The sequence below is a fragment of the Desulfovibrio sp. genome (assembly GCF_034006445.1).
Taxonomy (GTDB): domain Bacteria; phylum Desulfobacterota; class Desulfovibrionia; order Desulfovibrionales; family Desulfovibrionaceae; genus Desulfovibrio.
In genome coordinates this window covers 19,244-42,924 of the sequence record NZ_JAVESS010000011.1, presented here as the reverse complement: position 1 = coordinate 42,924, position 23,681 = coordinate 19,244, and the positions used below count along the sequence as shown (strand labels likewise).

At 59.8% G+C, this 23,681-nt stretch carries 20 protein-coding genes; 5 read left to right on the top strand and 15 right to left on the bottom strand.

Annotation, left to right across the window (positions count from 1 at the left end; translation table 11 throughout):
* Positions 1-20: 20 nt before the first annotated feature.
* Positions 21-617 carry a flavodoxin family protein gene (locus RBR41_RS10010; RefSeq protein WP_320352428.1) on the bottom strand — a complete coding sequence of 199 codons (597 nt, stop codon included), beginning with the start codon at positions 615-617 and terminating at the stop codon, positions 21-23.
* Positions 618-746: 129 nt separating this feature from the next.
* Here RBR41_RS10010 and RBR41_RS10005 point away from each other — a divergent pair, with 129 nt between their 5' ends.
* From RBR41_RS10005 to purN, 4 genes are all read left to right on the top strand, one after another.
* Positions 747-1,136 carry a helix-turn-helix domain-containing protein gene (locus tag RBR41_RS10005; RefSeq protein ID WP_320352427.1) on the top strand — a complete coding sequence of 130 codons (390 nt, stop codon included), beginning with the start codon at positions 747-749 and terminating at the stop codon, positions 1,134-1,136.
* Positions 1,137-1,563: 427 nt separating this feature from the next.
* On the top strand, positions 1,564-3,066 hold the full coding sequence (locus RBR41_RS10000) for a leucyl aminopeptidase (protein ID WP_320352426.1): 1,503 nt from the start codon (positions 1,564-1,566) through the stop codon (positions 3,064-3,066).
* Between the two features lie 5 nt (positions 3,067-3,071).
* Positions 3,072-4,592, top strand: coding sequence for a uroporphyrinogen-III C-methyltransferase (cobA, locus tag RBR41_RS09995; RefSeq protein WP_320352464.1), 1,521 nt, complete (start codon positions 3,072-3,074; stop codon positions 4,590-4,592).
* A 281-nt stretch (positions 4,593-4,873) separates the two neighbouring features.
* Positions 4,874-5,548 (top strand): phosphoribosylglycinamide formyltransferase, encoded by a 675-nt coding sequence (gene purN, locus RBR41_RS09990; RefSeq protein ID WP_320352425.1) that lies wholly within the window; start codon positions 4,874-4,876, stop codon positions 5,546-5,548.
* Positions 5,549-6,032: 484 nt separating this feature from the next.
* On the opposite strand, the gene RBR41_RS09985 is transcribed toward purN, so the two are convergent.
* The 13 genes from RBR41_RS09985 to RBR41_RS09925 form a co-directional block, all read right to left on the bottom strand.
* Positions 6,033-6,743, bottom strand: a complete 711-nt coding sequence (locus RBR41_RS09985) for a cytidylyltransferase domain-containing protein (RefSeq protein ID WP_320352424.1) — start codon at positions 6,741-6,743, stop codon at positions 6,033-6,035.
* Between the two features lie 142 nt (positions 6,744-6,885).
* Positions 6,886-8,529, bottom strand: coding sequence for a cytidine 5'-phosphate N-acetylneuraminic acid synthetase (locus RBR41_RS09980; protein ID WP_320352423.1), 1,644 nt, complete (start codon positions 8,527-8,529; stop codon positions 6,886-6,888).
* Between the two features lie 324 nt (positions 8,530-8,853).
* Positions 8,854-10,041, bottom strand: a complete 1,188-nt coding sequence (locus RBR41_RS09975) for a DegT/DnrJ/EryC1/StrS family aminotransferase (RefSeq protein WP_320352422.1) — start codon at positions 10,039-10,041, stop codon at positions 8,854-8,856.
* Between the two features lie 223 nt (positions 10,042-10,264).
* Entirely contained in the window at positions 10,265-11,344 is a 1,080-nt protein-coding gene (locus RBR41_RS09970) for an iron-containing alcohol dehydrogenase family protein (RefSeq protein WP_320352421.1), read from the bottom strand.
* Positions 11,345-11,606: 262 nt separating this feature from the next.
* Positions 11,607-12,224 carry a DUF805 domain-containing protein gene (locus RBR41_RS09965; protein WP_320352420.1) on the bottom strand — a complete coding sequence of 206 codons (618 nt, stop codon included), beginning with the start codon at positions 12,222-12,224 and terminating at the stop codon, positions 11,607-11,609.
* A 298-nt stretch (positions 12,225-12,522) separates the two neighbouring features.
* The gene (gene folD, locus RBR41_RS09960) at positions 12,523-13,386 is read right to left on the bottom strand and encodes a bifunctional methylenetetrahydrofolate dehydrogenase/methenyltetrahydrofolate cyclohydrolase FolD (protein ID WP_320352419.1); all 864 of its coding nucleotides are present in this window, start codon (positions 13,384-13,386) and stop codon (positions 12,523-12,525) included.
* Positions 13,387-13,741: 355 nt separating this feature from the next.
* The gene (gene eno, locus RBR41_RS09955) at positions 13,742-15,040 is read right to left on the bottom strand and encodes a phosphopyruvate hydratase (RefSeq protein ID WP_320352418.1); all 1,299 of its coding nucleotides are present in this window, start codon (positions 15,038-15,040) and stop codon (positions 13,742-13,744) included.
* Positions 15,041-15,149: 109 nt separating this feature from the next.
* Complete coding sequence (locus RBR41_RS09950) at positions 15,150-15,941, bottom strand: type III pantothenate kinase (RefSeq protein WP_320352417.1); 792 nt, start codon at positions 15,939-15,941, stop codon at positions 15,150-15,152.
* Positions 15,942-16,045: 104 nt separating this feature from the next.
* Positions 16,046-17,920, bottom strand: a complete 1,875-nt coding sequence (locus tag RBR41_RS09945; RefSeq protein ID WP_320352416.1) for a translation initiation factor 2 — start codon at positions 17,918-17,920, stop codon at positions 16,046-16,048.
* Positions 17,921-18,057: 137 nt separating this feature from the next.
* Positions 18,058-19,215, bottom strand: a complete 1,158-nt coding sequence (locus RBR41_RS09940; RefSeq protein WP_320352415.1) for a mechanosensitive ion channel family protein — start codon at positions 19,213-19,215, stop codon at positions 18,058-18,060.
* 437 nt (positions 19,216-19,652) lie between these two features.
* On the bottom strand, positions 19,653-20,051 hold the full coding sequence (locus tag RBR41_RS09935; RefSeq protein WP_320352413.1) for a hypothetical protein: 399 nt from the start codon (positions 20,049-20,051) through the stop codon (positions 19,653-19,655).
* Positions 20,015-20,299: a hypothetical protein gene (locus RBR41_RS09930; protein ID WP_320352412.1), complete on the bottom strand. Its 285-nt coding sequence runs from the start codon at positions 20,297-20,299 to the stop codon at positions 20,015-20,017. Before RBR41_RS09930 ends, RBR41_RS09935 begins: the two co-directional genes overlap by 37 nt.
* An 8-nt stretch (positions 20,300-20,307) precedes the next feature.
* Entirely contained in the window at positions 20,308-20,622 is a 315-nt protein-coding gene (locus tag RBR41_RS09925) for a hypothetical protein (protein ID WP_320352411.1), read from the bottom strand.
* A gap of 396 nt (positions 20,623-21,018) precedes the next feature.
* Here RBR41_RS09925 and RBR41_RS09920 point away from each other — a divergent pair, with 396 nt between their 5' ends.
* Positions 21,019-21,324, top strand: a complete 306-nt coding sequence (locus tag RBR41_RS09920; protein ID WP_320352410.1) for a hypothetical protein — start codon at positions 21,019-21,021, stop codon at positions 21,322-21,324.
* A gap of 371 nt (positions 21,325-21,695) precedes the next feature.
* Here RBR41_RS09920 and RBR41_RS09915 read toward each other — a convergent pair whose 3' ends face one another.
* Complete coding sequence (locus RBR41_RS09915) at positions 21,696-23,510, bottom strand: KUP/HAK/KT family potassium transporter (protein ID WP_320352408.1); 1,815 nt, start codon at positions 23,508-23,510, stop codon at positions 21,696-21,698.
* Positions 23,511-23,681 lie beyond the last annotated feature (171 nt).

Genomic DNA, 23,681 nt, shown 5'->3' with positions numbered 1-23,681 from the left:
TTCGCCCGCACTGTAAGGCGCTATGCGGGAAAGCTCGCCAGATGCGGCGCTATCGCCTTGCCGAGCCAGGCTATGGTGCGGCCAAGATGGTTCATGTTTTCCATGCCGTAGCTGTCGTTGAGCACGTCTTTTTCATTGCTGCCATAACCCATGTTCCAGTAGGTCGACCCCGGCACGAGCATGCGCGACATGAGGAACATGTGGTTGATGCTGTCAAAGGCGTGCGTTGCCCCGCCGCGGCCCGCGGCCACCACGGCGGCCCCTATCTTGCCCTGAAACAGGCCGCCGTTGACAAAGGCCACAAATCCGGCGCGGTCAACCAGCGCCTTCATCTCCGCGCTCATGTCGGTAAAATAGCAGGGCGTGCCAAGAATCATGGCGTCCGCCGCAAGCATTTTTTCCAGAACGCCGTTGAGGATGTCGCTGTCAAACACACATCGCTGGTTCTTCTTTTCCGCGCATTTCAGGCAGCCCCGGCAACCCTGGATCTTTTGGCCGCCAATCTGCACAATTTCGGTTTCCCAGCCTGCCTCGATCAGCGGCGACAAAACTTTTTCCAGCAATGTGGCCGTGTTTCCATTCTTTCTCGGACTTCCGTTAAGTGCCAGTACTTTCATGATATTACTCCTTGCAAATCAGATTCTGCCCGGATACTATCCTTTTCATGCAATTTTGTAAGTACTGACAAAAAAGACATGTACTAACAAAAAATATAGTAAAGATAGTTTTACCAAGCCGGAGTTGCCATGCCTGAAGCCTGCCAAACCATAACACTGGGGAACAAGCCGTACCGTTGCGGTTTTGAACTCACTCTTGACCTTATAGGCGGCAAATGGAAGCTCCTTATCATCTATTTTCTGGCGGAACGCCCTGTCCTGCGCTTTGGCGAGCTGCGCCGCTGCCTGCCCGACGTCAGCGAACGCATGCTGGTCAAGCAGCTTCGCGAGCTTGAGCATGACGGCATCATTCATCGGGAAGCCTTCGGAACCGTTCCGCCGCGCGTGGAATACTCACTGACGCCCATAGGCGTTTCGCTTATCCCCATCATGCGCTCCTTGCGCGCCTGGGGTGACGGTTATGACGACAAACTGCAGGACTTGGCGAAAACTCCGGTAAAAAACGCTGTCGCGCCCTAAGCCCGACATGACTGACGCTGCCCTGCGCGCCGCACCTTGGCGTGTGGCCTTTGCGGCTCTGCCCGCTTCTTCTCTTTGCCCGGCGCGCCGCCCTCGCCTTGCCCTTTGCGGCTCTGCCCGGCGTGTGGCCTTTGCGGCCGTGTCCGGCTTCTCGTCATGCCCCCGCGCGCCGCATCCCCGACGAGTGACTTTTGCGGTCGAGCCCGCCCTCTTGCCACTGCCCTGGGGGGCACGTCCCCGGCGCATGGCTTCCGATCGGCATGGCGATCTCCCGTAAGCACGTCAACTCCTGCCGCGCCGCCGTGCTGCGCCCTTGGCAAAAGGGGCCGGGCAGCGTATATTCCCAACCCGGACAGGCCGCCGCACCCATTGCCCAAAGCCTGCCTACCACCGCACGCGTGCGGCACATATGAGGAGAACGCAGCCCATGGATATACGTTTTCAAAATCTTGGCCCGGAACACTGGAAGGGCGAGGTCATGCTGGCCCCTGTCTGCCAGGATGAGGCCCTGACGGAAGTCTGCCCCCAGATCGACAAGGCCGCGCCCTGGCTGGTCATCGCGCCCGCCCTGCGCGACTTCAAGGGCAAGGCCGGCGAGCTTGCCATCCTGCACGGGCACCCCGATCTTTCCGTGCCCCGCGTGCTGGCCGTGGGCCTTGGCCCCAGAGAAAAGGTGGACACCGCAGGCATCCGCAAGGCCATTGCCGCTGCCGTGCAATTGTGCCGCCAGAAGGGCTACGCCTCCATACTGCTGCCCGAACCGGCCCTCGCCCGCCTGCCCGGCGGCCGCGAACGCCTGGTGGAAGAATGCGTGTGCGCCGCCCAACTGGCCCTGTACCGTTTTTCAGCGCTGAAAAAAGCCGACAAGGACGAGCCTGCCGATCCGCAGTGGCTGGCCCTCGGCTTTGACGGCGAAGAAGTGCCCGACGCCTCCCACGCCGCCGCCCGCCGTGGTGAAAACGCGGCCTGGGCCGTGGGCATGGCCCGCGACCTCTCCAGCACCCCGCCCAACCTGCTCTACCCTGAAAAGCTGGCCGAGCGCGCCCAGGAACTGGCCCGCCAGAAGGGCTTTACCTGCACAGTGCTTGACGAGCACGCCCTTGAAAAAGAAGGCATGGGCTGCCTCATGGCCGTGGGCCAGGGTTCGGGCCGTCCGCCCCGCCTTGTCATCATTGAATACGCCCCCAAGGGCCACGAGCAGGACAAGCCCCTGATCCTCGTGGGCAAGGGCATCACTTTTGACACGGGCGGCATCAGCCTCAAGCCCGCGCCCAACATGCACCAGATGAAGGCCGACATGACGGGAGCCGCCACCGTGCTGGCCGCCGTGGCCGCGCTGGCGCAGGAAGAGGCCCCCCGCCGTGTCATCGGCCTTCTGGCCTGCGCCGAAAACATGCCCGGTGGCCGCGCCATGCGCCCCGGTGATGTTGTACGGGCCGCCAACGGCGACACTGTTGAAATCCAGAATACCGATGCCGAAGGCCGCCTTGCCCTGTGCGACGCCCTGGCCTACGCCCAGAAAACCTGGACTCCCGCCGCCATGGTGGACATAGCCACCCTCACGGGAGCCTGCGCTGTGGCCCTTGGCACGCAGGTGGCCGGGCTTTTCAGCGATGATGAAGACCTCAGCGAGCGCATCCGCGCCGCCGGGGGCGCATGCGGCGAAGAATTCTGGCCCCTGCCCCTGTGGAAGCCCTATGCCGAGCAACTGAAAAGCGACGTGGCCGACATCTGCCACATGGGCCCGCGCGAAGGCGGAGCCATCAACGCCGCGCTCTTTTTGCAGCACTTCATTCAGGAAGGGGTACGCTGGGCGCATCTGGACATTGCCGGGGTTGACTGGGCCGCCAAGCCCACGCCCCTGTGCCCCGCCGGGCCTTCGGCCTTTGGCGCACGCACGCTGCTTGAACTGGCCAGGGGAGGCGTTTAGCAATGATGAAGGTGTATCTGATCGGCGCAGGCCCCGGCGACCCAGGCCTGCTTACCCTCAAGGGGCGTGACGCCCTGGCCGCCGCCGACGTGGTGGTCTACGACGCGCTTGCCAATGACAGCCTGCTCAACCACGCCAGCCCCCACGCGGAAAAAATCTATGTGGGCAAGGTGGCGGGCAACCATGCCCTGCCCCAGGATGAAATCAACGCCCTGCTGGTGCGCAAGGCCAAGGAAGACAAGATCGTGGCCCGCCTGAAAGGCGGCGACCCCTATATATTCGGACGCGGCGGCGAAGAGGCCGAAGAACTGGTGGCCGCCGGAGTGCCCTTTGAAGAAGTGCCCGGCATCAGCAGCACCATCGCGGCTCCGGCATATGCGGGCATTCCGCTGACCCACCGCGATTTTGCGTCTTCCGTGACCATCATCACCGGCCACGAAAACCCGGACAAGCCCGGCTCCGTCCACAACTGGCCCGCCCTGGCGGCCAGCGCCTCCACCCTGGTTTTTGTCATGGGCATGAAAAACCTGCCCGACATTGCCCGCAATCTTCTGGACGCGGGCATGGCCCCGGACACTCCGGCCGCCCTCATCTATCGCGGCACGACCCCCCGCCAGCGCAGCCTTGTGTCCACACTGGCCAAACTGCCCGCCGCCGCCATTGAAGCCAAGTTCACCAATCCTTCCGTGATCCTGGTGGGCAAGGTGGCCAGCCTGCACAAGACCCTCAACTGGTTTGAGCAAAAGCCCCTCATGGGCCGCAGCATTGTGGTAACACGCGCCCGCGAACAGGCCAGCGGCCTCGCGGCCAGCCTGACGGAACTGGGGGCCGAGGTTATCCAGTGCCCCACCATTGAAATCAGCCCCATGGCCGACTATGCGGAACTGGACGCCGCCCTCGCCAACCTGGCCGACTACCAGTGGATCATCTTCACCTCGGTCAACGGCGTGCGCCATTTCTGGCAGCGTCTGGCTGCGGCGGGCAAGGACAGCCGCGCCCTGGCCACCTGCAAGGTGGCAGCCATCGGCCCCGCCACCGCCGATGCCCTGACCCAGCACGGCATTGCGCCAGACTTCATCCCCGATCGCTATGTGGCCGAGGGCGTGCTCGACGGCCTTGTGGCCCGCGAAAACGGCAACGTGCGCGGCAAGCGCTTTCTTTTGCCCCGCGCCGCCAAGGCCCGCGAAGTGCTGCCCGACGAACTGCGCAAAGCCGGAGCCGTGGTGGACGTTATCTCCGCCTACCAGACCGTGCCCGCCGCCCACCGCAAAAACGAGGTGATGGAGCGCATCACGGCCGGTACGCTGGACTGCGTGACCTTTGGCTCTTCATCCACTGTGGAGAACTTTCTCTCCCTTATTCCGGCGGATGTGCTCAAGGCCCATCCCGAAGTGCAGCTCGCCGCCATCGGCCCCATTACGGCCGACACGCTCACGGCCAACGGCCTGCTCTGCCACATCCAGCCCGCGGAATACACCATTCCCGCGCTGGTCGCGGCGCTGAAAAAACACTTCGCCAAGGCCTGAGCCGCGCCCGGACTTACTTTGGTGTAGGGGGGAAAGTGTTTTGTGGGGGAGGGACCCTTTTGTAAAAGGGTCTCCTCCCCCACACCCCCTCCCCCTAAAACTTTTATCTTGTTTCAATATGCTGCGGTCAGGCGCGGCGCATCGTCCCAGCCTGCCACCCACCCCCAAAAACCTTTACCGTGTTGCAGTATGCTGCGTGGAGCCTCCTGAACCGAGGCACGAGAAGCCTGGGCTCATAAAGCCAGTAGGCCCGCATAAAGCTCTAATAAAACGGAAACCTCATGCCACTGAATATCGCCATACTTGCCTCGGGCAGCGGCTCCAACGCACAGGCCATGATCGACAAAGCCGCCGCTGGCGTCCTTGACGTGAACATCTGCTGCATCGTCTGCAACCGCCCCGGCGCGGGCGTTATCGAGCGGGCACGCAAGGCCGGCGTCACCTGCGTGGTGCTGGATCACAAGGAGTTTGCCGACCGCGAAAGTTTTGATCTCGCCGTGGTGCAGACCCTTCAGGATCACGGCGCGCAGCTCATCGTGCTGGCCGGGTACATGCGCATGTTGAGCACGGCCTTTCTGGAGGCCTTTGCAGGCCGCGTCATCAATATCCACCCCGCCCTGCTGCCCAGCTTTCCCGGCGTACACGGCGGCAGCGACGCCTGCGAATACGGCGTCAAGATATCCGGCTGCACCGTGCATTTTGTGGAAGAAAAGATGGACAGCGGCCCCGTGATCATTCAGGCCGCCGTGCCCGTGAATCCCGGCGAAGAAGTGGACGACCTCATGCAGCGCATTCACGCCATGGAACACCGCATCTACCCGCAGGCCATCCAGTGGTTCGCCCAGAACCGCATCAACGTGTGGGGCCGCGAAGTGCATGTGGCCCCCGGCACGGCCAGCACCGTGACGCCCGATGGCCCCTGGCTGGTCTGGCCGCCGCTGGAACAGGGATTTTAGCGCTTTATTGGAAGAGTTTTGTGGGGGAGGGACCCTTTTGTAAAATGGTCTCCTCCCCCACACCCCCTCCCCCTAAAACTTTTACCGTTATACCTGCACGATATTTGACGCCTTCCCTTGAAATGGGGGGCACAAGCCGCACATGACACGGTTCATGCGGGTTGCACATGTCTCCCAAAACAATCGTGCAGTGCACCGCTTCATAGCTAAAAGGCACCCCGGCATTGCCGGGGTGCCTTTTTATTTATGCTTTTTTCAAAAGGGCAGGGAATCGCCAGGAGGGGGAATCAGCCCATTTGGGGCAGGTAAACCTTGAAAGAGTGTAGCCCCTGAAAAAGGCCAGCTCTGGCCGCCCCGCTTCAGGCCAGAAACCCCTTTCAACCACGCCAAACCATAATAAGAGTTTTAGGGGGTGGGGGCGTGGGGGAGGAGACCCTTTTGCAAAAGGGTCCCTCCCCCACAAAGCTCTCCCCAATAACCTGCCTTAATTGCAATCCTTCCCGCAGGCTGTGCCACACACGTCCACGATGGCGCGCGCGTCCATATCGGGCGTGATGGGCAGGAGCGCCAGACGGCGGAAGTCGTCGGGCCTGTCCATGTCCAGCCGCAGATCGGGGCGGCGCAGCCAGTCTTCAGCGGGGTCAAAGGTGCCGATGCGAAAATCGGCGGCATTATCCCAGATGTAATTGAGGCAGTGTTCGCGCTGCGAGGGCTGTGTGGCCTTGCGGCCCATATCATCGAGAAGTTCGCGCGAAAGTATCTCGGCCCCGAGGCCATCGGGCCAGAGGTTGTTGCGCGGGATATGGTTGTAGGCGTAATCCCAGTGGCCCTGGCGGTAAAAATCCACCAGCCTGTCCACGGCTCCGCTCCAGATGAGCGGGTTGTCCGCGCACACGCGCACCACAAGACCGGCGTCCGCCAGTTGGGCGGCCTGACAGAAGCGCGCCAGCACGTCGTCTTCCGGGCCTGCCATGCAGGGTATGCCGCGACGGCGCAAATGTTCCAGCAGCACCACATCCAGCGGGGTATCGGGCACTGCCACCATGATGGAATCCAGGCGTTCGCATGCGCCAAGGCGGCGCGTAACCCAGTCGATAACCGGCACATCACGCAGGCAGAGCAGGGATTTCAGGGGCAGGCGGCTGGAGCCCAGCCGGGCCTGAACGATGGCGACAACCTTGCCTTTACTGGACATGAATGCTTCCTTTGGGAACAGATGGGCGTTGAAAATATGTACTCACGCAATGGCCAGAGCAGTGTCAAAGTGAAATAGCGCCAAGTGCCGAAGTGAGCGTGCCTTAAACTTTGAGAATGTACATTCCCAAAGTTTATCTGCTCTAGCGTTCCGTCTCCTGGGGGCGTTCGTTCAGAAGTCCCAGCATGCGCCGCACCACACGGCCCTTGTTGACGGTGAAATCCATGTCGGCCTGCCGTTGCCAGAAGCGTTGGCGGCGCGGATTCTTCAGCATGGCCAGAAAGGTATTGCGTATCCTGCCGTCGCTCACACGATCCATTATGCCCACAAAAGCAAAACCGTGGCGCGGGCGGGCAAAGGTATGACGTGCCTCGCGTTCGTGCGTGGCCAACACAAGGGCGGGCACGCACATGTGGGCCAGTTCGTAGACCGTGCGTCCGGCGGAGCAGATGGCAAGGTCGGCCCCTTCCATCATGCGGCTCATGACATTGGTGGCCCAGGTAAAGGTGACCAGGGGATTGTCGAGCTTTTTGAGGTGCTCTTCCATGGCTTCTTTATGGGCGTATCCCGGCCCGGCCACCAGACGGATGGCAATGCCGTAACCACGGCAGATGGGCTCGATGATGTCCAGCACCCGGCGCGAGCAGTCGTGCTGATCCGTGCCGCCAAAGGTTATGAGCACGGTTTTGACTTCAGGGCGAAAGGGATTGCGCGCCGCGTTCACAAATTCGTCGCGCAGGCAGAAAAATTCCGGCCCGCAGCAAATCCTGTCCGTATTCTTGCCCTCGTACAGGGCGTTGATCACCAGCCGGGCCAGCGACGCGCCGGGGCCCTCGTCCTCAAAGTTCACGCAGCGGACGCCAGCATTGGTGAGGCGCTTCATATAGGCCGTGGTGGTATTGAGGATATCGTTGATCACAAGGTCGGGGCGCAGGGCAAGCACGGTGTCGGCCAGGTCTTCCTGACCCTGACGCACGATCTTGTAATCCCGGCGGGCAATGCTTTCCACCGCCAGCTCGCTTTCGCGCGTGCAGACAAAGCTTACCCTGTGGTTGGAAATCTCGTGCGCCAGCATGAGCGCCCGGAACACGTGCCCCATGCCGATGGCAGGCCAGCCCGCCACCACAAAGACCACATGCCGCCGCTCCAGCAGGCGCTCGCAGATCCACCAGTCCTGATAGCCCTGAATTTCAATGGCCCTGTCATTGAGAAAATAGGGGATGATGCGCCCCCGCCCCGACCCTTTGGGATTTGCAAGGCAGGACAGGCGCAGCATGATGAGCGCGCGGCTTTCGACCACCAGCGTCTTTTCTTCATCCGGGGCGGCGTCATCGTCCAGCAGGCCCTCAAGCCCTTCGCCGTGCATGTTCCAGATGCGCTGCCGCACGCTCTTGACGGTCACAAGGCTGTCTGCATCGGCCTCGCGGTACTTTTTCCAGGCGTGCTCCACATCCACCCAGGTCAGCAGGGGGCAGGACGCGCGCAGGATGATGCAGTGCTCGTACTCTTGCGCCAGTTCGTCCAGCAGCACGCGCATTTCGCTGACAATATCCAGCGAGGTGAAGCGCAGATCCTTGTTGCGGCGAAAGCCCACTCCCGCGCGCTCACAGATGAGGGATATCTCCTGACTGTCGGTGAGCACCACGATGTCTTCGCCGGGCAGAACGCCCCGCGCCGTATTGATGGCCCGCTGCACCAGCGTCACGCCAGCGAGTTTTTTCACCAGCTGGTCGGGTATGACGGCGTTTTTCTTGATGGCGGGGATGACAATACAGCGTTCTTTCACGGTAAACCCTTATTCAGCGGGCCGGTTTGAAAACATGTTCAAGGCGGCGGTTCGTTTGGGATACCCGGATGCTCCAGAGCAATCTCAGAGAGAAAGTGCTCTAAACCGGCGAAGCCGGTTTTTGGAAAGCACGACGTTACCGGGGACGGCTCATGGCGCAAAGGGCCGCCGGGGTGAGCCGCCGGGGTGAGCCGCCGGGGAGAGCTGCCGGGGATGGCACAGCCCCCCCGGCAGCACATTCATATATGATACGACCTGGGACAAAGACCGCCGTCCCAGATCAGATTACCGCTGAAATAATATGTATTTCAACGGTAAAATGCTCTAACGGATTTTTGCCAGCACTTCGCGGGTCGACGCCAGCATGTAGTCAAACTCCTCTTCCGACAGCCAGTGCTGGAAGGGGAAGGAAATCATGCTGTCAAAAAACATGTCGGCATTGGGGCAGCAGGCTTCGCCCATGCCCTGACGCCGGTAGTATTCGTACCTGTCCAGCGGAATATACTGCACAACGCACTTGACGCCTTTTTCATCGAACATGGCGCGCATGAAGCGGTCGCGGGCATCAACGCCGGAAGTCATGCGGGCCGCCAGCAGATGGTAGTTGTGGCGGCGGCTGTCTTCGCGGTGGAATTCCAGTTCGGGAAAATCCTTCAGGGCGTCGATGAAGGCCAGGGCGCGCGCACGCTTCTGGTCATTGATTTCATCAATGCGCTCCAGCAGTTTTGCGCCCAGGGCGCACTCCACTTCACCGAGGCAGTAGTTGTTGGGCTGCACCATGCGGCCGTCGATAAAGGGCATGTCCACATTGCCCATGGCGGGCTTCCAGTAGTCCGGGCGTTCAAAGTCAAAGGCGCAGTGCCCGTTGTGGCGCAGGGTGGGCACCATGGCCGCAAGCTTGGGGTCACGCACATACAGCATGCCGCCTTCGCCCAGGGTGGTGAGGTTTTTGTGCGAATGGAAGGAGAAGATGGCCATGTCGCCAAAGGCTCCGGCCTTGACGCCGCCGATCTCGGCCCCGATGGCCTGGGCCGCGTCCTCGATGAGGATCAGGCCGCGCTCCTTGCACAGGGCGGCAATGGCGGGCATGTCCGCCACATAGCCATACAGGTGCACCACAACCACGGCTTTGGTGCGCGGGCTCAGCACACGCTCGATGCTTTCGGCCGTGACCACGCGGGTGTGCAGGTCCACATCGGCCCAGACGAGCTTTGCGCCCTTTTTGACGTACGGATAGGCCGAAGCAGTGAAGGTGTGGGAGGGAATGACCACCTCGTCGCCTTCATTGAACAGGCAGAGCTGGGCCGAGAGTTCCAGCGCGGAGCAGCCGTTCATGGTGGTAAAGCAGGTTCCCGGGGCAACGCCCTGATAGTCGGCGAACTTGCTTTCAAACTGGCGCATGTAGTGCCCCTGGGTCAGGGGATCGGCATTGCGCATGGCCTCTACCACGACGGCGATTTCGTCTTCGGTGTAGCGGATGGCGCGGCCGCTGAAGTTGACTTTGATATCCATGAGACTCCTCACTGTGGAGTTTTGCGCTTGAAACGGGCCTGGCGAGCTTTGTGCCCGCCCTGCGTTCCACAAAGCGGATCAGCCGTGACGGTTCGGCGCTGCCAGGGCCTGGCAGGTCGGACGCCTTGGCTGCCGTCCGAAAGTGGCTGACGGCGGCGAGGTTTTGGCCCTCGCCGCCGACAGATAGTGAAATTGCACTAGTGTTCAGATGCCAGCGCTGCGGCTACATCCTTTTAAAGCGCCCGATGACGTTTTCCTTGGTGAGGATATTTTTGAAATCCGGGCCAAGGCGGTTGGACAGCGGCTTTTCGTGCACGATGCTCGCCCCGTAGAGCGCGTCGTACTGGGCGTCGGTAAGGCCCTGACAGATGCCCTTGGGCAGGTCAATGCCCTGGCGTTCCATCATGGTCATGAATTCTTTGTAGTGTTCGGGATAAATGTCTTCCAGCACGGTCAGGGCGTAGCAGTTGGCAATGCCGTGGCGCATGTGCAGCACCATGCTGAGACCGGCGGAGATGGGATGCACCACGCCCACAAATCCGGCGGCCATGCCGCCCAGGTAGGAGGCGATCATCATTTTTTCGCGGTTTTCTTCGCTCATCATGTCCTGCGAGAGAAAAACCTGCTTGCAGAGGTCGATGGCCTTGGCCGCCAGGGAGTCCACCACCACGTTGCGATACGAGCCGGTGATGCTCTCAAAGCAGTGCATGTAGGTGTCGATACCCGTGTAAAAATACTGGTTGCGGGGCACGCTGGCCGTGAGGTCGGGGTCCATCAGCACCTGGTCGAACATGGTAAAGTCGCTGTTCATGCCCAGTTTGATGTTCTTTTCCTCATTGCAGATGATGCCCGTGCGCGAAGTTTCGGAACCCGTGCCCGACAGGGTGGGCACGGCGATTTTGTAGGGCGCGGGATTCTTGACCAGTTCCCAGCCCTGATAGTCTTCGGCCTTGCCGGGATTATCGAGCAGGTTGCCCACGCACTTGCAGGTGTCAAGCACGCAGCCGCCGCCAAGGGCCACCAGGGCGCAGGGTTCCACACCCTTCAGAAAGGCTTTCACCTGATCGGTGTAGCCGTCCACGCTGTCCGTGGTGGGTTCGTTGGTGGTATCGACATAGAGCAGCATGTCGCGGCTCTCCACAGGCAGTTTGTCCGCCAGATCCTTTCCCTGAAAAAACTTGTCCAGAAAAAAGACTGCGGGGCCAGCCACAGCCTTGCGGCGTGCGGCCAAAAGATCTCCAAGCTGGCTCAGGCTGCCCTGGCCAATCATATAATACCCGACATTTTTTGCATTACGGAACATATGTGTCCTCACAGTATGGCATAGGATTTCCGGGCCATACGCTATAGCCGCAGGTCTTGCAATAGCCGCTGCAAAGCGGCTGCCAGCGCGAACCAGCGGGGTTAGAGCAATTTCAAAGTGAAATTGCTCTGGCGGCTGCTCACGCAGTCGCCCGCCGCGAAGGCGTAAGCGCAGTTTATCTGCGCGGTTAAACGCCGTAGTGAGCGTGTTTTAAACTTTGAGAATGTATATTCTCAAAGGTAAAATGCTCCAAAAAGACGGATCAGTCTCTTTTGTCAGGCACGGCACGCTGCCCCGGCTTCACGCCGGAGGCATCCCTGCCCTGCGCCCGGGTATCGTCTGGCTTTGAAGCCAGCCGTGCCCAGCCATTATCAGTAGTGCCAGCACCGTCCCCGCCAGCAGAAGCCGGCCTGTCTGCGGGTGCGGCTGCGGGCGTGGATGCGGCCGCCCCGTCTTCCAGCGGGTCGGGGCCAAAACGGTTGGGGCCAACAGTGCCCCTGCGGGCATAAAGGACGAGCAGCCCAAGACCACTCAGGCCAGCCAACATGATGCACATATACGCGGATGTGCCAAAGTCAAGATGCAGGGCAAGCCCGCCGAGCGCGGCCAGCCCTAAGGGGGCCGCCTGAACCCAGCCGGAAAGGTTGGCATCGTGCAGGCGGCGGGCCGTCACCGCAAGATGCGGCAGCAGCAACATAAGAGTCACAATGCCGCTTGCCAGCATGCCTGTCTGTGGCGAGGCATTGCTGAAAATCCCCAAAAACGAATTGACGATGGCGCCAAAAAGCACGAACCACCAGAATTCCGACCGCGAAGCACGGCCCTTGAAGTCGCTGTACTTGCGAAACAGACACGTCCTGACCGCAGTCTTGAAATCCATGCGCGCTCCTTTGTGCCTTGCGCCGGGAAGGGGCAGTGCCTCGCCCCTTCAGATCAAAAAACACCCTGCCCCAGACTGGAGCATGCAACATTTGCAACGCTTTGCGCACGCCAGGCAAAAGCCTGCCTATGCGCATTGCGCGGCAAGGGTTTTCAAAAAAAGCCTTGTAGAGCAATTAACTCATTTCATTCGTAAATTGCTCTAAAAAAATTTTTAAGGGCGACGCGTGGGGGAGGAGACCCTTTTGCAAAAGCCCCTCCCCGCAAAATCTTTCAAAGCCCAATGCGCTGTCTGACGACTATTCACCAGCCGTGCGCAGCCGCCAGGAATGGACGGTGTTCATGAGCAGCATGGCAATGGTCATGGGCCCGACGCCGCCGGGAACGGGCGTGATGGCGGAGGCTTTGGCGCTCACGCTTTCATAGTCCGCGTCGCCGCACAGGCCGTCGGGGCCACGGTTGATGCCCACGTCGATGACCACAGCGCCCTGGCGCACCATGTCGCCCGTGATCAGGCGCGGCCTGCCGATGGCAAGAAAAAGAAAGTCCGCACTGCGGCATTCCGCCGCGAGATCGGGGGTGCGCGAATGGCAGATGGTGACGGTGGCGTCGCCGAATTCGCCGGAGCGGGTCAGCAGCAGGGCAAGGGGCTTGCCCACGATGTCCGAACGCCCCACCACAACGGCTTTCTTGCCCCTGGTGGGCAAATTGTAACGGCGCAGAAGTTCTATGACCCCGGCAGGCGTGCAGGACACAAAGCCCGGCAGCCCCAGCGAGAGCCGCCCCACGTTTTCGGGATGAAATCCATCCACATCCTTTGCCGGGTCAATGGCCAGCAGGCAGGCCTGGGCATCCAGCCCCTTGGGCAGTGGCAATTGCAGCAAAATGCCGTCCACATCGGGCCGGGCGTTGCATTCCCTGATGCGGTGCAGCAGATCCTGCTGCGTGGTATCGGCTGGCAGGCGGTAGGCAAAAGAAACAATGCCCACGTCGACGCAGGCTTTTTCCTTGTTGCGCACGTATACTTGCGAAGCCGGATCTTCACCCACCAGAATAACAGCCAGCCCCGGCGCGCGGCGACCAGCAGCCCTGGCTGCGCCCACTTCGGCCGCCAGTTCGCCGCGGATGTCCTGCGCGGTCTTCTTGCCGTCAATCACTATCATGTATTGCTCCATGGATTTTCCGCCCACAGGTTTGCAGACAGTTACTATTGTTTTGAACTACGTAACATATAGTATAGACTGCCCTGCCGCCAAGCTCAAGCGCGTGGAACAAAATTGTCAGAGCCCGTGGCCATATAATGTGGCCGCGGGCTCTGATTTTCATATCTGTCGGGGTTCCAGAGCGGTGTTATGCTGTCTCCGCTCTGGCGGCTGCGCCTGATAGCACCGCCTGAAAAAGCAAATGCCCTTTGCCCGCGCTGGTACGGATGTTAGGCCTAATACGGCAGACACCGCACAGTAAGCGTTTTAGGGGGTGGGGGCCCTCCCCCACAAAGCCTCTCAGAGCAAGCCTGCTCTACTCGTCGGAACCGAGGGAATAGTATTCCGCCAGCATGGGGCCGAAGAATTCGGCGTCGTCGCCCAGTTCTTCTTCAATGCGCAGCAACTGGTTGTACTTGGCCATACGCTCGGAGCGGCACAGGGAGCCGGTCTTGATCTGGCCGGAGTTGACGCCCACAGCCAGGTCGGCAATGAAGCTGTCTTCCGTTTCGCCGGAGCGGTGCGAGATAACGGTGGTGTACGCCGCTTCCTTGGCCATCTCGATGGTGTCCAGGGTTTCGGTGACGGTGCCGATCTGGTTGAGTTTGATGAGAATGGAGTTGGCCACGCCCTCGGCAATGCCCTCGGCCAGAATGGAGGGATTGGTCACAAAGACGTCGTCGCCCACCAGCTGCACGTGGTCGCCCAGGCTGGCGGTCAGCATTCCCCAACCGTCCCAGTCGCTTTCGGCCATGCCGTCTTCGATGGAGATGAGGGGATATTTGCGCGTGAATTCGCCCAGCCATTCGCTCATTTCGGCATTGTTGAAGGTCTTGCCTTCACCGGCCAGAACGTATTTGCCGTCCTTGAAGAACTCACTGGAGGCCGCATCAATGGCCAGGGCCACTTCAGTGCCGGGATTGTAGCCGGCTTCTTCAATGGCCTTGATGATGTAGGTAAAGGCTTCGTCATGGTTCTTGAGGTTGGGGGCAAAGCCGCCCTCGTCGCCCACGCTGGTGACGTGGCCGTCCTTTTTGAGGATGCCCTGGAGGGTATGGAAGATCTCCGTACCGATGCGCAGGGAATCACGAAAGGTCATGGCCCCCACGGGCATGATCATGAACTCCTGGATGTCCAGGTTGTTGGGGGCGTGAGCGCCGCCATTGATGATGTTCATCATGGGTGCGGGCAGCACCTTGGCGTTGATGCCGCCGAGGTACTTGAACAGCGGCAGGCCCACAAACGAGGCCGCCACCCTGGCGCAGGCCATGGACACGCCAAGCATGGCGTTGGCGCCCAGACGGGACTTGTTGTCCGTACCGTCGAGGTCAATAAGGGTATTGTCTACCTGCACCTGGCGCAGCACATCCATGCCAAGCAGGGCGTCGGCGATTTCGCCGTTCACATGGTCCACGGCCTTGGTGACGCCCTTGCCGCAGTAACGCGCCTTGTCGCCGTCACGCATTTCAAGAGCTTCACGGCTGCCGGTGGAAGCCCCGGAAGGAACAGCGGCCCGCGCTCTGAGCCCGGACTCCAGGGTCACTTCCACCTCAACGGTGGGATTACCACGCGAATCCAGAATTTCACGGCCAAATACCGAGGCAATGCTGCTCATGTGTGGCTCCTTTGCCCTCTTGGGCTTGTTTTCATTATACGCAAACGCAAAATGGCGCTGGTTCCGCCCCAACCGGGCGGCAGGTCTGTTGGTTCCGCTTAGGCGGGCATCAGAGCGCCGTGCGCTCTTCATAGTACAGCCGCCGCAAACCCTCAAGCAACAAGGTGGGCAGAACATGATCAAAAACCGGGCTTACCCGGGCAATGGAGGCGGCAAAGCCTCCTGTGCCCAGCACTTTCACAGGGCCGGGCAACTGTCTTTTAAGCCGCTGCGTCAACCCCTCCACCATGCAGGCAAAGCCGAATACAAGGCCATGCTGTATGCTGGTGGTGGTGTTGCGCCCCGGCATGGGTTCGTCGGCCCGCACGTCCAGATTGACTCTGGGCAGCTTGGCGGCTTCGCGCGAAAGCGCGCTCAGCGCCGTGCGCGGGCCGGGAAAAATCAGTCCGCCCATGTAGGCGTCGCCGTTGACGCAGTCAATGGTGACGGCGGTGCCAAAGTCCACCACGAGCAGTCCGGGCGCTTCGGGATACTGGCGGCGCGCCGCGTAAGCGCCCACCAGTCTGTCGGCCCCGACCTCGCCGGGACGTTCATAGCGATTTTCAAGGGGAACCGACAAATCCATGCCGACACAAAGCAGGGGGCAGTCCACATAGCGGGACACGGCCTCGCGCAGCAGGGGATCGAATCCCGGAACCACAGATGAGGCCACGCAGGCCTTGAGGCTTTGCGGCGCAACGCCCGCGTGCCCCAGGAGGGCGATGAGACTGAGGCCGAGATTGTCCGCCGTTTGTCCCACATCGGTACGCAGGGTGTATGAGGTCAGCACCTGCCGTTCGTGCGCCAGCCCAATCTTTATGGAAGTATTGCCAATATCGAAAAGAAGAAGTTCAGGCTGCATGGGGGCCTCCGCACGGGTCTGGAGTAGTTCACCCCAATGATTATGCCCAATTAGCCAGTACTTCGCAAGGTGCGCGCAACCCCTGCCCGTAGAGCGTCTGCCAGTTACCGCCGGGCGTCCTGAGGCTTTGGCACGGACGCGTCCGCCGGAGGCGTGGGCGTGTCCGCCGGGGCCGCGGGAGCGGTGGAAACGTCCGCCGGAGGCGTGGGCGTGTCCGCCGGGGCCGCCGGGGGTGCTGCAACGTCAGCCGGAGCAGCGGGAACGTCAGCCGGAGCAGCGGGAACATCAGGTGAAGGCTCGGATGGAGACGCGGATGACGGCGGGAAAACGTCAGCCTTGCGGCGCACAATAAGCCAGCCGGGATTTTCCCACACCACCTGCCCGTATTTTTCCAGCGTTTCGCGGTCTTCGGGCCTGTCGCAGATAATCCAGGGCACGCCGGATTTCAGCCACACGTCCACATAGCCCGTGGGGCTCTGTGTGCGCAGCTTTTCATTGCCAAGCCACTGCCGCGCCTGGTCGAGATTTTTATTGTAATACGGGTGGTAGCCGTCTTTGAAGGTGAGAAAAAGGCCGCGCTGGGCAATATGCCGCACGCCCAGATCGCCGGAATTGCTGAACACCACATCTCCGGGAACCGTCAGCTCCCTGAGGGCCTCAAGCGCCTCGCGGTGGTTTTGGGCGCGGGCCGCATTTTCTTTTGCCCTGGTCACATACGGCAACGGAAGCCCTGTTTTTTCCGCTATGGCATACAGGGCGGCCATGTTCTGCCTGTCGCCACTGCAAAGCAGCAGAAGCAGCACGGCCAGCACGCAGAAACCTGTGCGCAGCCAACCGGCAAACCGGGGCCAGAGTATGCCGAGAACCCCGCCGATCATTATCCAGGCAAGGGGCAGAAGGTAGCGCAGCCCGCGCACGAATTCGTGCGCCATGGGCAGCCGCCCCACACGCGGCGCCAGAAGGGATTCCAGCCAGGAAAACGTGGCCACCAGCGCAAGAGCCAGTACAAAGGCCGGATACATGGTCGCAAGACGCCGCAACCGCTCACTGCCGCGCCGCAGCACCACAAACCAGCTGCCAACCCCGGCCAGCAAAATCCAGAATACGGGCTTGTCCAAAGACAGAAAGAGCGCCAGCCGTTTGGCAAAGTGCCCGTAATCCTTGGCCCAGCGTTGGGAAAAGAGCTCATGGAATATTTCAAGTTCCACAGGCCCGAGAGCCCGCTTCTGCCCCAGCGAAGGCCAGAGAAAGAGCAGCACAGGCACAAAGTAGACCACCAGGCACAACATGAGGCTCAATATATGCCGTGACCATGCCCAGCCCCGCGGCCTGTGAAAGGCAAAGGCAAGAAAGAACATGGCCCCTGTGTTCAGCGCGCCCAGACCGTGCACCCACATGCCCAGCCCGGCAACAAGCATGACTGCCGGCCGCCAGGCTGCATGGCGCAGCGCGGCCACGGCCCCCATAAGCATAAAGGGCCACAAGGCGGCAAAAAAGGTGCGGGGAACAGGGTCAGAATGGGTGACGCCCCAGAAGGTGCCCCAGCCCACCCATATGGTGACGCTCATGAGCAGGGCCAGGATCAGGGCTGGCCCTGGCCCGCCGTAGAACCAGCGCCCCAGCAGATACATGCCCGTCAGATAGACGAAGATGATGAGCGCGCCCGCCCGCAGCAGCCCCACAGCGTACTGATCGCCAGGGGTCAGCATTTCTGCCGTAAACTGTTGGAGGTTCCAGAGGGAATTGGCGGGCGTTGCCTCGCTCAACAGAGGGTCGGCGTGAAAATTCTCGGGCTGATGTTCGCCAGCCATGGCAAAGGCATAGCAGGCGAGGTCAGTGTCCAGATCTGCGCCACGTCCTGAAAGGGGCACAATGCCAAAGGCCACGGACAGAGCATAAAGCGCGGCCAGAATCACAAAGCATGCGTCAGCCACACAGTTTTTGCTGCCGTGGCTCCCGTGGAGGGGGCAGTCGATCATCAATTCACCAATAAATACATAGCAATATCAAGGGATAATAGTTTGCTCCCCAAAAAAAGTAAAGTCTGCGCTTGACTTTCAGGGCAAGCCTCGCCGTTTGGAGAGTGCTGATACGCCGACGCCAATATTCTGAAAAATCAGAGCCAGGGGGCGGCGGCTGGCGCAGCGGCTGGTGTGGATGTGGTGGCTGGTACGGCGGCTGGCGCGGCGGCGGCGGTTGGTGTGGCGGCGGCGGTTGGTGTGGGGGCGGCGGTTGGTGAGGCGACCGGCGCGGAGGCCGGTACAACGGCGGCGTCCTTCTCAAGGTATAGGGTGCGCGTGGGAAAGGCGAAATCTGCCCCAAGACCATGCACCACGCCGATGATTTTCAGATACACGTTGTGCTGGATCTTCATGAAGCGGCTCCAGTCCGACGTATTGGCGTAGCAGTAAATCATAAGATTCAGCGATGAGTCGGCAAATTCGTCAAAGCAGACCAGAATCGTCTGATCCCTGTCTATCCCCTCGTCCTGCTGCAACATTTTCTCCAGACCTTCGGCAACGGCCTGCACCTTGTCCGCGTCTTCGTAGCGCAGGCCCACTTGCAGCTTTATGCGGTAACTGGATATGCGCCCTATGTTTTCAATACTGATGGAGGAAAAAACATCATTGGGCACGTAAAGGGGATAGTGCTCGAAAGTCATGATCTTGCACATGCGCCAACCGATTTCCATCACGGTGCCTTCAACCTTGCGATCCGGGGAGCGCACCCAGTCGCCGATGTCAAAGGGGCGGTCGAAATACAGCATAAGACCCGAAAAAAAATTGCCAAGGATGTTCTTGCTCGCAAGACCGATGGCGATGCCGCCGATGCCGCCGAAGGTCAGCAGGCCCGCAAAACTCACGCCCAGGTATTCGCCAAAAAGCAGCATGACGCACAGGCAGATGGCCGCCTTGAGCAGGCGCGCCACCATACGCCCCAGGGTGGCGTCGCCGCTGGTTTTCGCCAGATGATCGCAAAAACGGTTGATGCCCAAAAAGGCTTCGCGCATCAGGATAAGAACGATGACAACGCGCTGAAAAATATCAATATAGGTCGGATTTATGAGGGTGATGCCAAACTTGTCCGCAAGTTCGCGTGCGCAAAGGCTTGTGGCCACCACAAGGGCGCAGGCAGCGCACACGCGGGCCAGATGCACCACGATGTTGGCGCTGCGCTTCTGCCCGCGTATGGTGAAATAAAAAAGGATAACCGTCACAACTGCGGCTATGGCATATTTGTCTGTCAGAAGCGCTATGATTTCTTTTTCGTCCATGTCCTTTGTCCGCATCACGCTCTGGAGCCGTTGAGGAAACGCTGATTTGTTCCGTTTGGCGGCCTTGCTTCACTTTTTTTGAAACAGTCGGGGACGGAAGCGTCCACTCCTGCTTCAAAAAAGAGCGCGCCTTGCCAGACGAAACAACTGCGCGTTTCCAAGAGGCTCTTAAATAAGCGTTTTCGTAATATTTGAGATGCCCGTGCGCAGCAGGCAACAGCCCGCCTGCTCGCCTTTCGTGGCAGAATTTTCAGGAAAATCCCTGCAGAGCAGTTAATTCATTTCATTCGTAAACGGCTCTAGAGCAATTTCATTTTGAAATTGCTCTGCTGACGCCAAGGCGTCAGCCGCCACGAGGTGGCGTGGATTCTGGCGAAAACCACGTTTTTCGCCAGAATGATGCGTTGAAACAAGGAGTGTTTCAAAAGCAAAATGCTCTAAACTGATGTGTCGCTGGCGGCAGCGCCGCCCTGGCCGCCTGTTATATCCCCTGCGGCAGAACCGTCACCGGTTCTGCCAGGACGATCCTGGGCGGGGTGCTTCTGCGTGAGGCGATCCTGAACGGGGCGTTCCTGGGTGAGACCGCTCTTCAGGCGGGCACCCAGATTCTGGGCAAGCGCCCTGCCCACCAGCTGGAGCGACAGCATTGCCAGGGCAGGCACAGCCCGTCCCGGTCGCAGCCATTTCCAGCCAAGGCCGAGCAAAAAGGCTCCTCCCGCGCAGGAGAGAGGCCGCGCCCGCACCAGGGCATACGGGTCAAACCCTGCCGAAGCCTCGCGCAGACGGCGCTTGGCTTCTTCTACTGAACCTGTTTCTTGCGTGGGAGCGACAGCCACAACAACCCTCCGGCGATGCCCGCACAGACCAGGGCCATGATGCACAGAACCCAGGCCGGATGCAGAATGACCACAAGAGCCTGATACAGGGCTGCGACCAGAAAAAATACGGCCACAGCCCCGAAGATCAGGCCAAGAACCAGCAGAACGGCCATGCGCACCGTGAGCAGGGCTGAACGCTGCAGTTGCCGGCCTTCCGCTTCCAGCAGGTCAAAAAAGCGGATCACAATTTCAGTAAGGCCATTCACGCCTGAAATCACCTGTCCTGACGAAAAATGCGGGAGAGCACATAGCCCGCGCCAAAGGCCAGCAACAAGCTGCCAAGAGGATTCTGGCGGATACGTTCGCTGACATTCTCCACGCCGTCATTGCCGGCGTTCAGGGCTTTTTGCAGTTTCTCCGCAGCGATCTTCTGGTATTTTTCAAACTGGTCTTCCAGATCCGCAGCCACGCCCGCAGCACGGCCGGAAGCGTCTTTTTCCAGTGACTTGGCGAGGCTTTCCATCTGCTTGCGCAGGGTCTGCAGTTCTTCTTTCAGGGCATCTATATTTTCTTCGGTCTTAACGCTCATAGTAGCTCCTTTAGGGCGGCATGTCCCATGTATGCGGCGGGGTGACGTTTTGGACATCCTCCCCGCTACCTTCTTATTACCCTAATAGCATCTGGGTCGCAACGGGCGGGCTTTTACGTCGCTCACCGCGCCCACGGCGGCCCCCATGCGTCAGGGAAACGCTGATGTATTCCGTTTGGCGGCCTTGCTTCACTTTTTTTGAAACAGTCGGGGACGGAAGAACCCACTCCTGCTTCAAAAAAAAGCGCGCCCTGCCAAAGGAAACGCTGCGCGTTTCCAAGGGCTCTTTACTCAGTGTTTTCTTGGAAACCCTTTTTTACGAAAGGGCATACTTTACACAGCCCAGGTTTTAGATAACAATCAGACAATATATACAAAATATGCGACGAGGAATTCATGCACGACAAGAAAAAAATTGCCATTGCCATTCTATTGTCCGTCATTGTCTTCATCATCGTCCTTCTGGGACAGATGATGCTGCAACAGCGCGACACCAAGAGCCCCAGCGCGACGCCTCCTGCCCAGACAGAACCGGCGCGCGAATCCGCACCCGCTGGCCCGGTTGGCTCTTCTGGCACAACCCAACCCGCTGCCCCCGCTGATCCGGCTGGCCCCGCTGCTCCCGCTGACCCGGCTGCTCCGGCTGGCCCCGCTGCACCCCAGCCCGGCGGTGCAGGCCAGGACGCGCCGCAAAAGCCCTGAACACCAGAGTATTTGACACTTGAAATGCGGGCAGGCTTTTGCCTGCCCGCATTTCGTGGCAAGTATTTTCGGCAGCAACCACGTTACGTTGTGACGCGCAGCACTTTCGTGAGGATTGAGGGAAACGCTGATGTATTCCGCTTGGCGGCCTTGCTTCACTTTTTTTGAAACAGTCGAGGACGGAAGCGTCCACTCCTGCTTGAAAAAAGATCGCGCCTTGCCAAAGGAAATACCAGCGCGTTTCCAGAAGGCTCTTTAATGGGTGCTTCCCTGGAGCCTGTACCTTTTTCAAAGGTACAGTGCCCTAAGCGGCGTCGCTTATGCTCTCTCCTGGCGGAGTGCCGTAGCGAACGGGCGCCGTCAGGGTCTGACTACAAGACAATGCGGCTGATAACCCCGTGTACTGACTGCAGGGGAAGCTTGTAGAACTGCACAAAGGGCGGAGCCAGTTTTTTGATGACAGCGTAAATCTTCCAGAGGGGCGAGCGGGTCAGGATATCTTCCACGCCATAGAAGATGGCGCGCGATTTGATGCCCGCCTCGGCAAGGATGGCGTCCACATCCACAACCTCCATATAGCCTGCCGTAACCGTAAATATCTGTATGCCCTCCACGGGCGAGTCTTCAAAACGGCATTCCAAGCCGAGCGGCTCATAGGTGCGCGAGATGCTCAACATGATGTTGCGCTCATAAATAATGCCGTTGTCGAACATGGTCTTGCAGATATAGGGCGAAACGTTGTCCAGGCTGCGCAAAAAGAATATGCCCGTACCCTTGATGGTGTGGCCTTCCTTTCGCTCCTTGGTGAATTCCTTGATGAAGGACTCCCTGTCCATGGGCACCATGCGCTGGTATACGGCCTTCTGCCCCTGCGTGTAGATCAGGATGACCGCCAGGGGGATCATGGCGATGACCAGCGACCAGTAGCCGCCGTGGGGCAGTTTGTAGAAGTTGGCCACCAGATAGATCACGTCAAGCATGCAGATGCCAAAGGCGGCGGCGCACAGCCAGGGGCGTTTTCTCAGGTGGAAAATCCAGACCATCAGAATACCCGTGATGGTCATGGTTCCCGTAACGGCCAGGCCATAGGCGGCCGCCAGGTGGTGCGACTCCTGAAAGCCGATGATGACCAGAGACACCGCCACAAAAAGCGCCCAGTTCACCGAGGCTATGTATATCTGCGAGTGCATTTCCCTTGAGGTGTAATCCACCTTGAACAGGGGCATGACGTGGGTGGCCATGCACTGATACATGATGGAGAAAATGCCGCTGATAAGCGATTGTGACGCAATAATGGTCGCCAGCAGGCTCAGCACCAGAAAGGGAGCGTACAGCCAGCTCGCCTGACTGTGGATCATTTCAAAAAGTACGTTGTTGGTGTCGGGATGGTGTATGAGAAAGGCCGTCTGCCCCATATAGCACAGCAAAAGGGCCGTGAACACCAATGCCCAGGCCGCAAGGATGGGTTTGCGCCCCATATGGCCCATATCCGCGTACAGGGCTTCGCCGCCTGTGGCGCACAGGATGACTTCTGACAGCACAAAAAAGCCAGCCAGCCCGTGGTGCAGCATAAAGTCGATGCCATACCAGGGGTTGATGGCTTTCACCACACCCGGGGCCTGGGCGAGCGCCACCACGCCCGAAAAGGCCAGCGCCGCGAACCATACGACCATGACCGGGCCAAACAGGGCGGAAAGCTTGCTGCTGCCCTTTTTTTGCACAGAAAAAAGAAAAATGGCCACAAACAGGGCCAGCGCCACCAGCGCCCACTGCGGGGTATCCTCCAGTCCGGGCAGGAGTACCAGCCCCTCCACTGCCGACAGAATGGTGATGGCGGGCGTGATGACGCCGTCGCCCACCAGCAGGGACACGCCTATAAAGGCCAGTACCGAGGCCACGCCAAGCTTTTTGCCGGACCGCAACAAGGGCCGCAAGATGGAAAGCAGCACAATGGTGCCGCCTTCGCCGCCCTTGCTGAGGCTCATGGCCAGACAGGCGTACTCAACGGTTACCAGCAGCAGAAGAGTCCAGATGATTAAAGAAAGAATGCCGATAAAATTCGCTTCCGTTCTTTCTGTCAACATAAAGATAACGGCCAGCGTATAAATGGGGCTTGTCCCGATGTCACCGAAGACAAGACCCAAGGATTTTACAACATTGGCTGGGGAAATTTTTTGTGTGTCCATGAAGCCTCCACTAAGCAAAGCGGACACTATAGCAGACAATCGAGTCTGGCAATACTCGGCGCAATTTTGATATAAAAATGTTAAATATCAGTGCGGTGCGCATTGCGCTGACACAATGGAGGGCGGGGTCGCGCCAATACGATTCCGCATGGCCGCAGCAAGGCGGCTTTT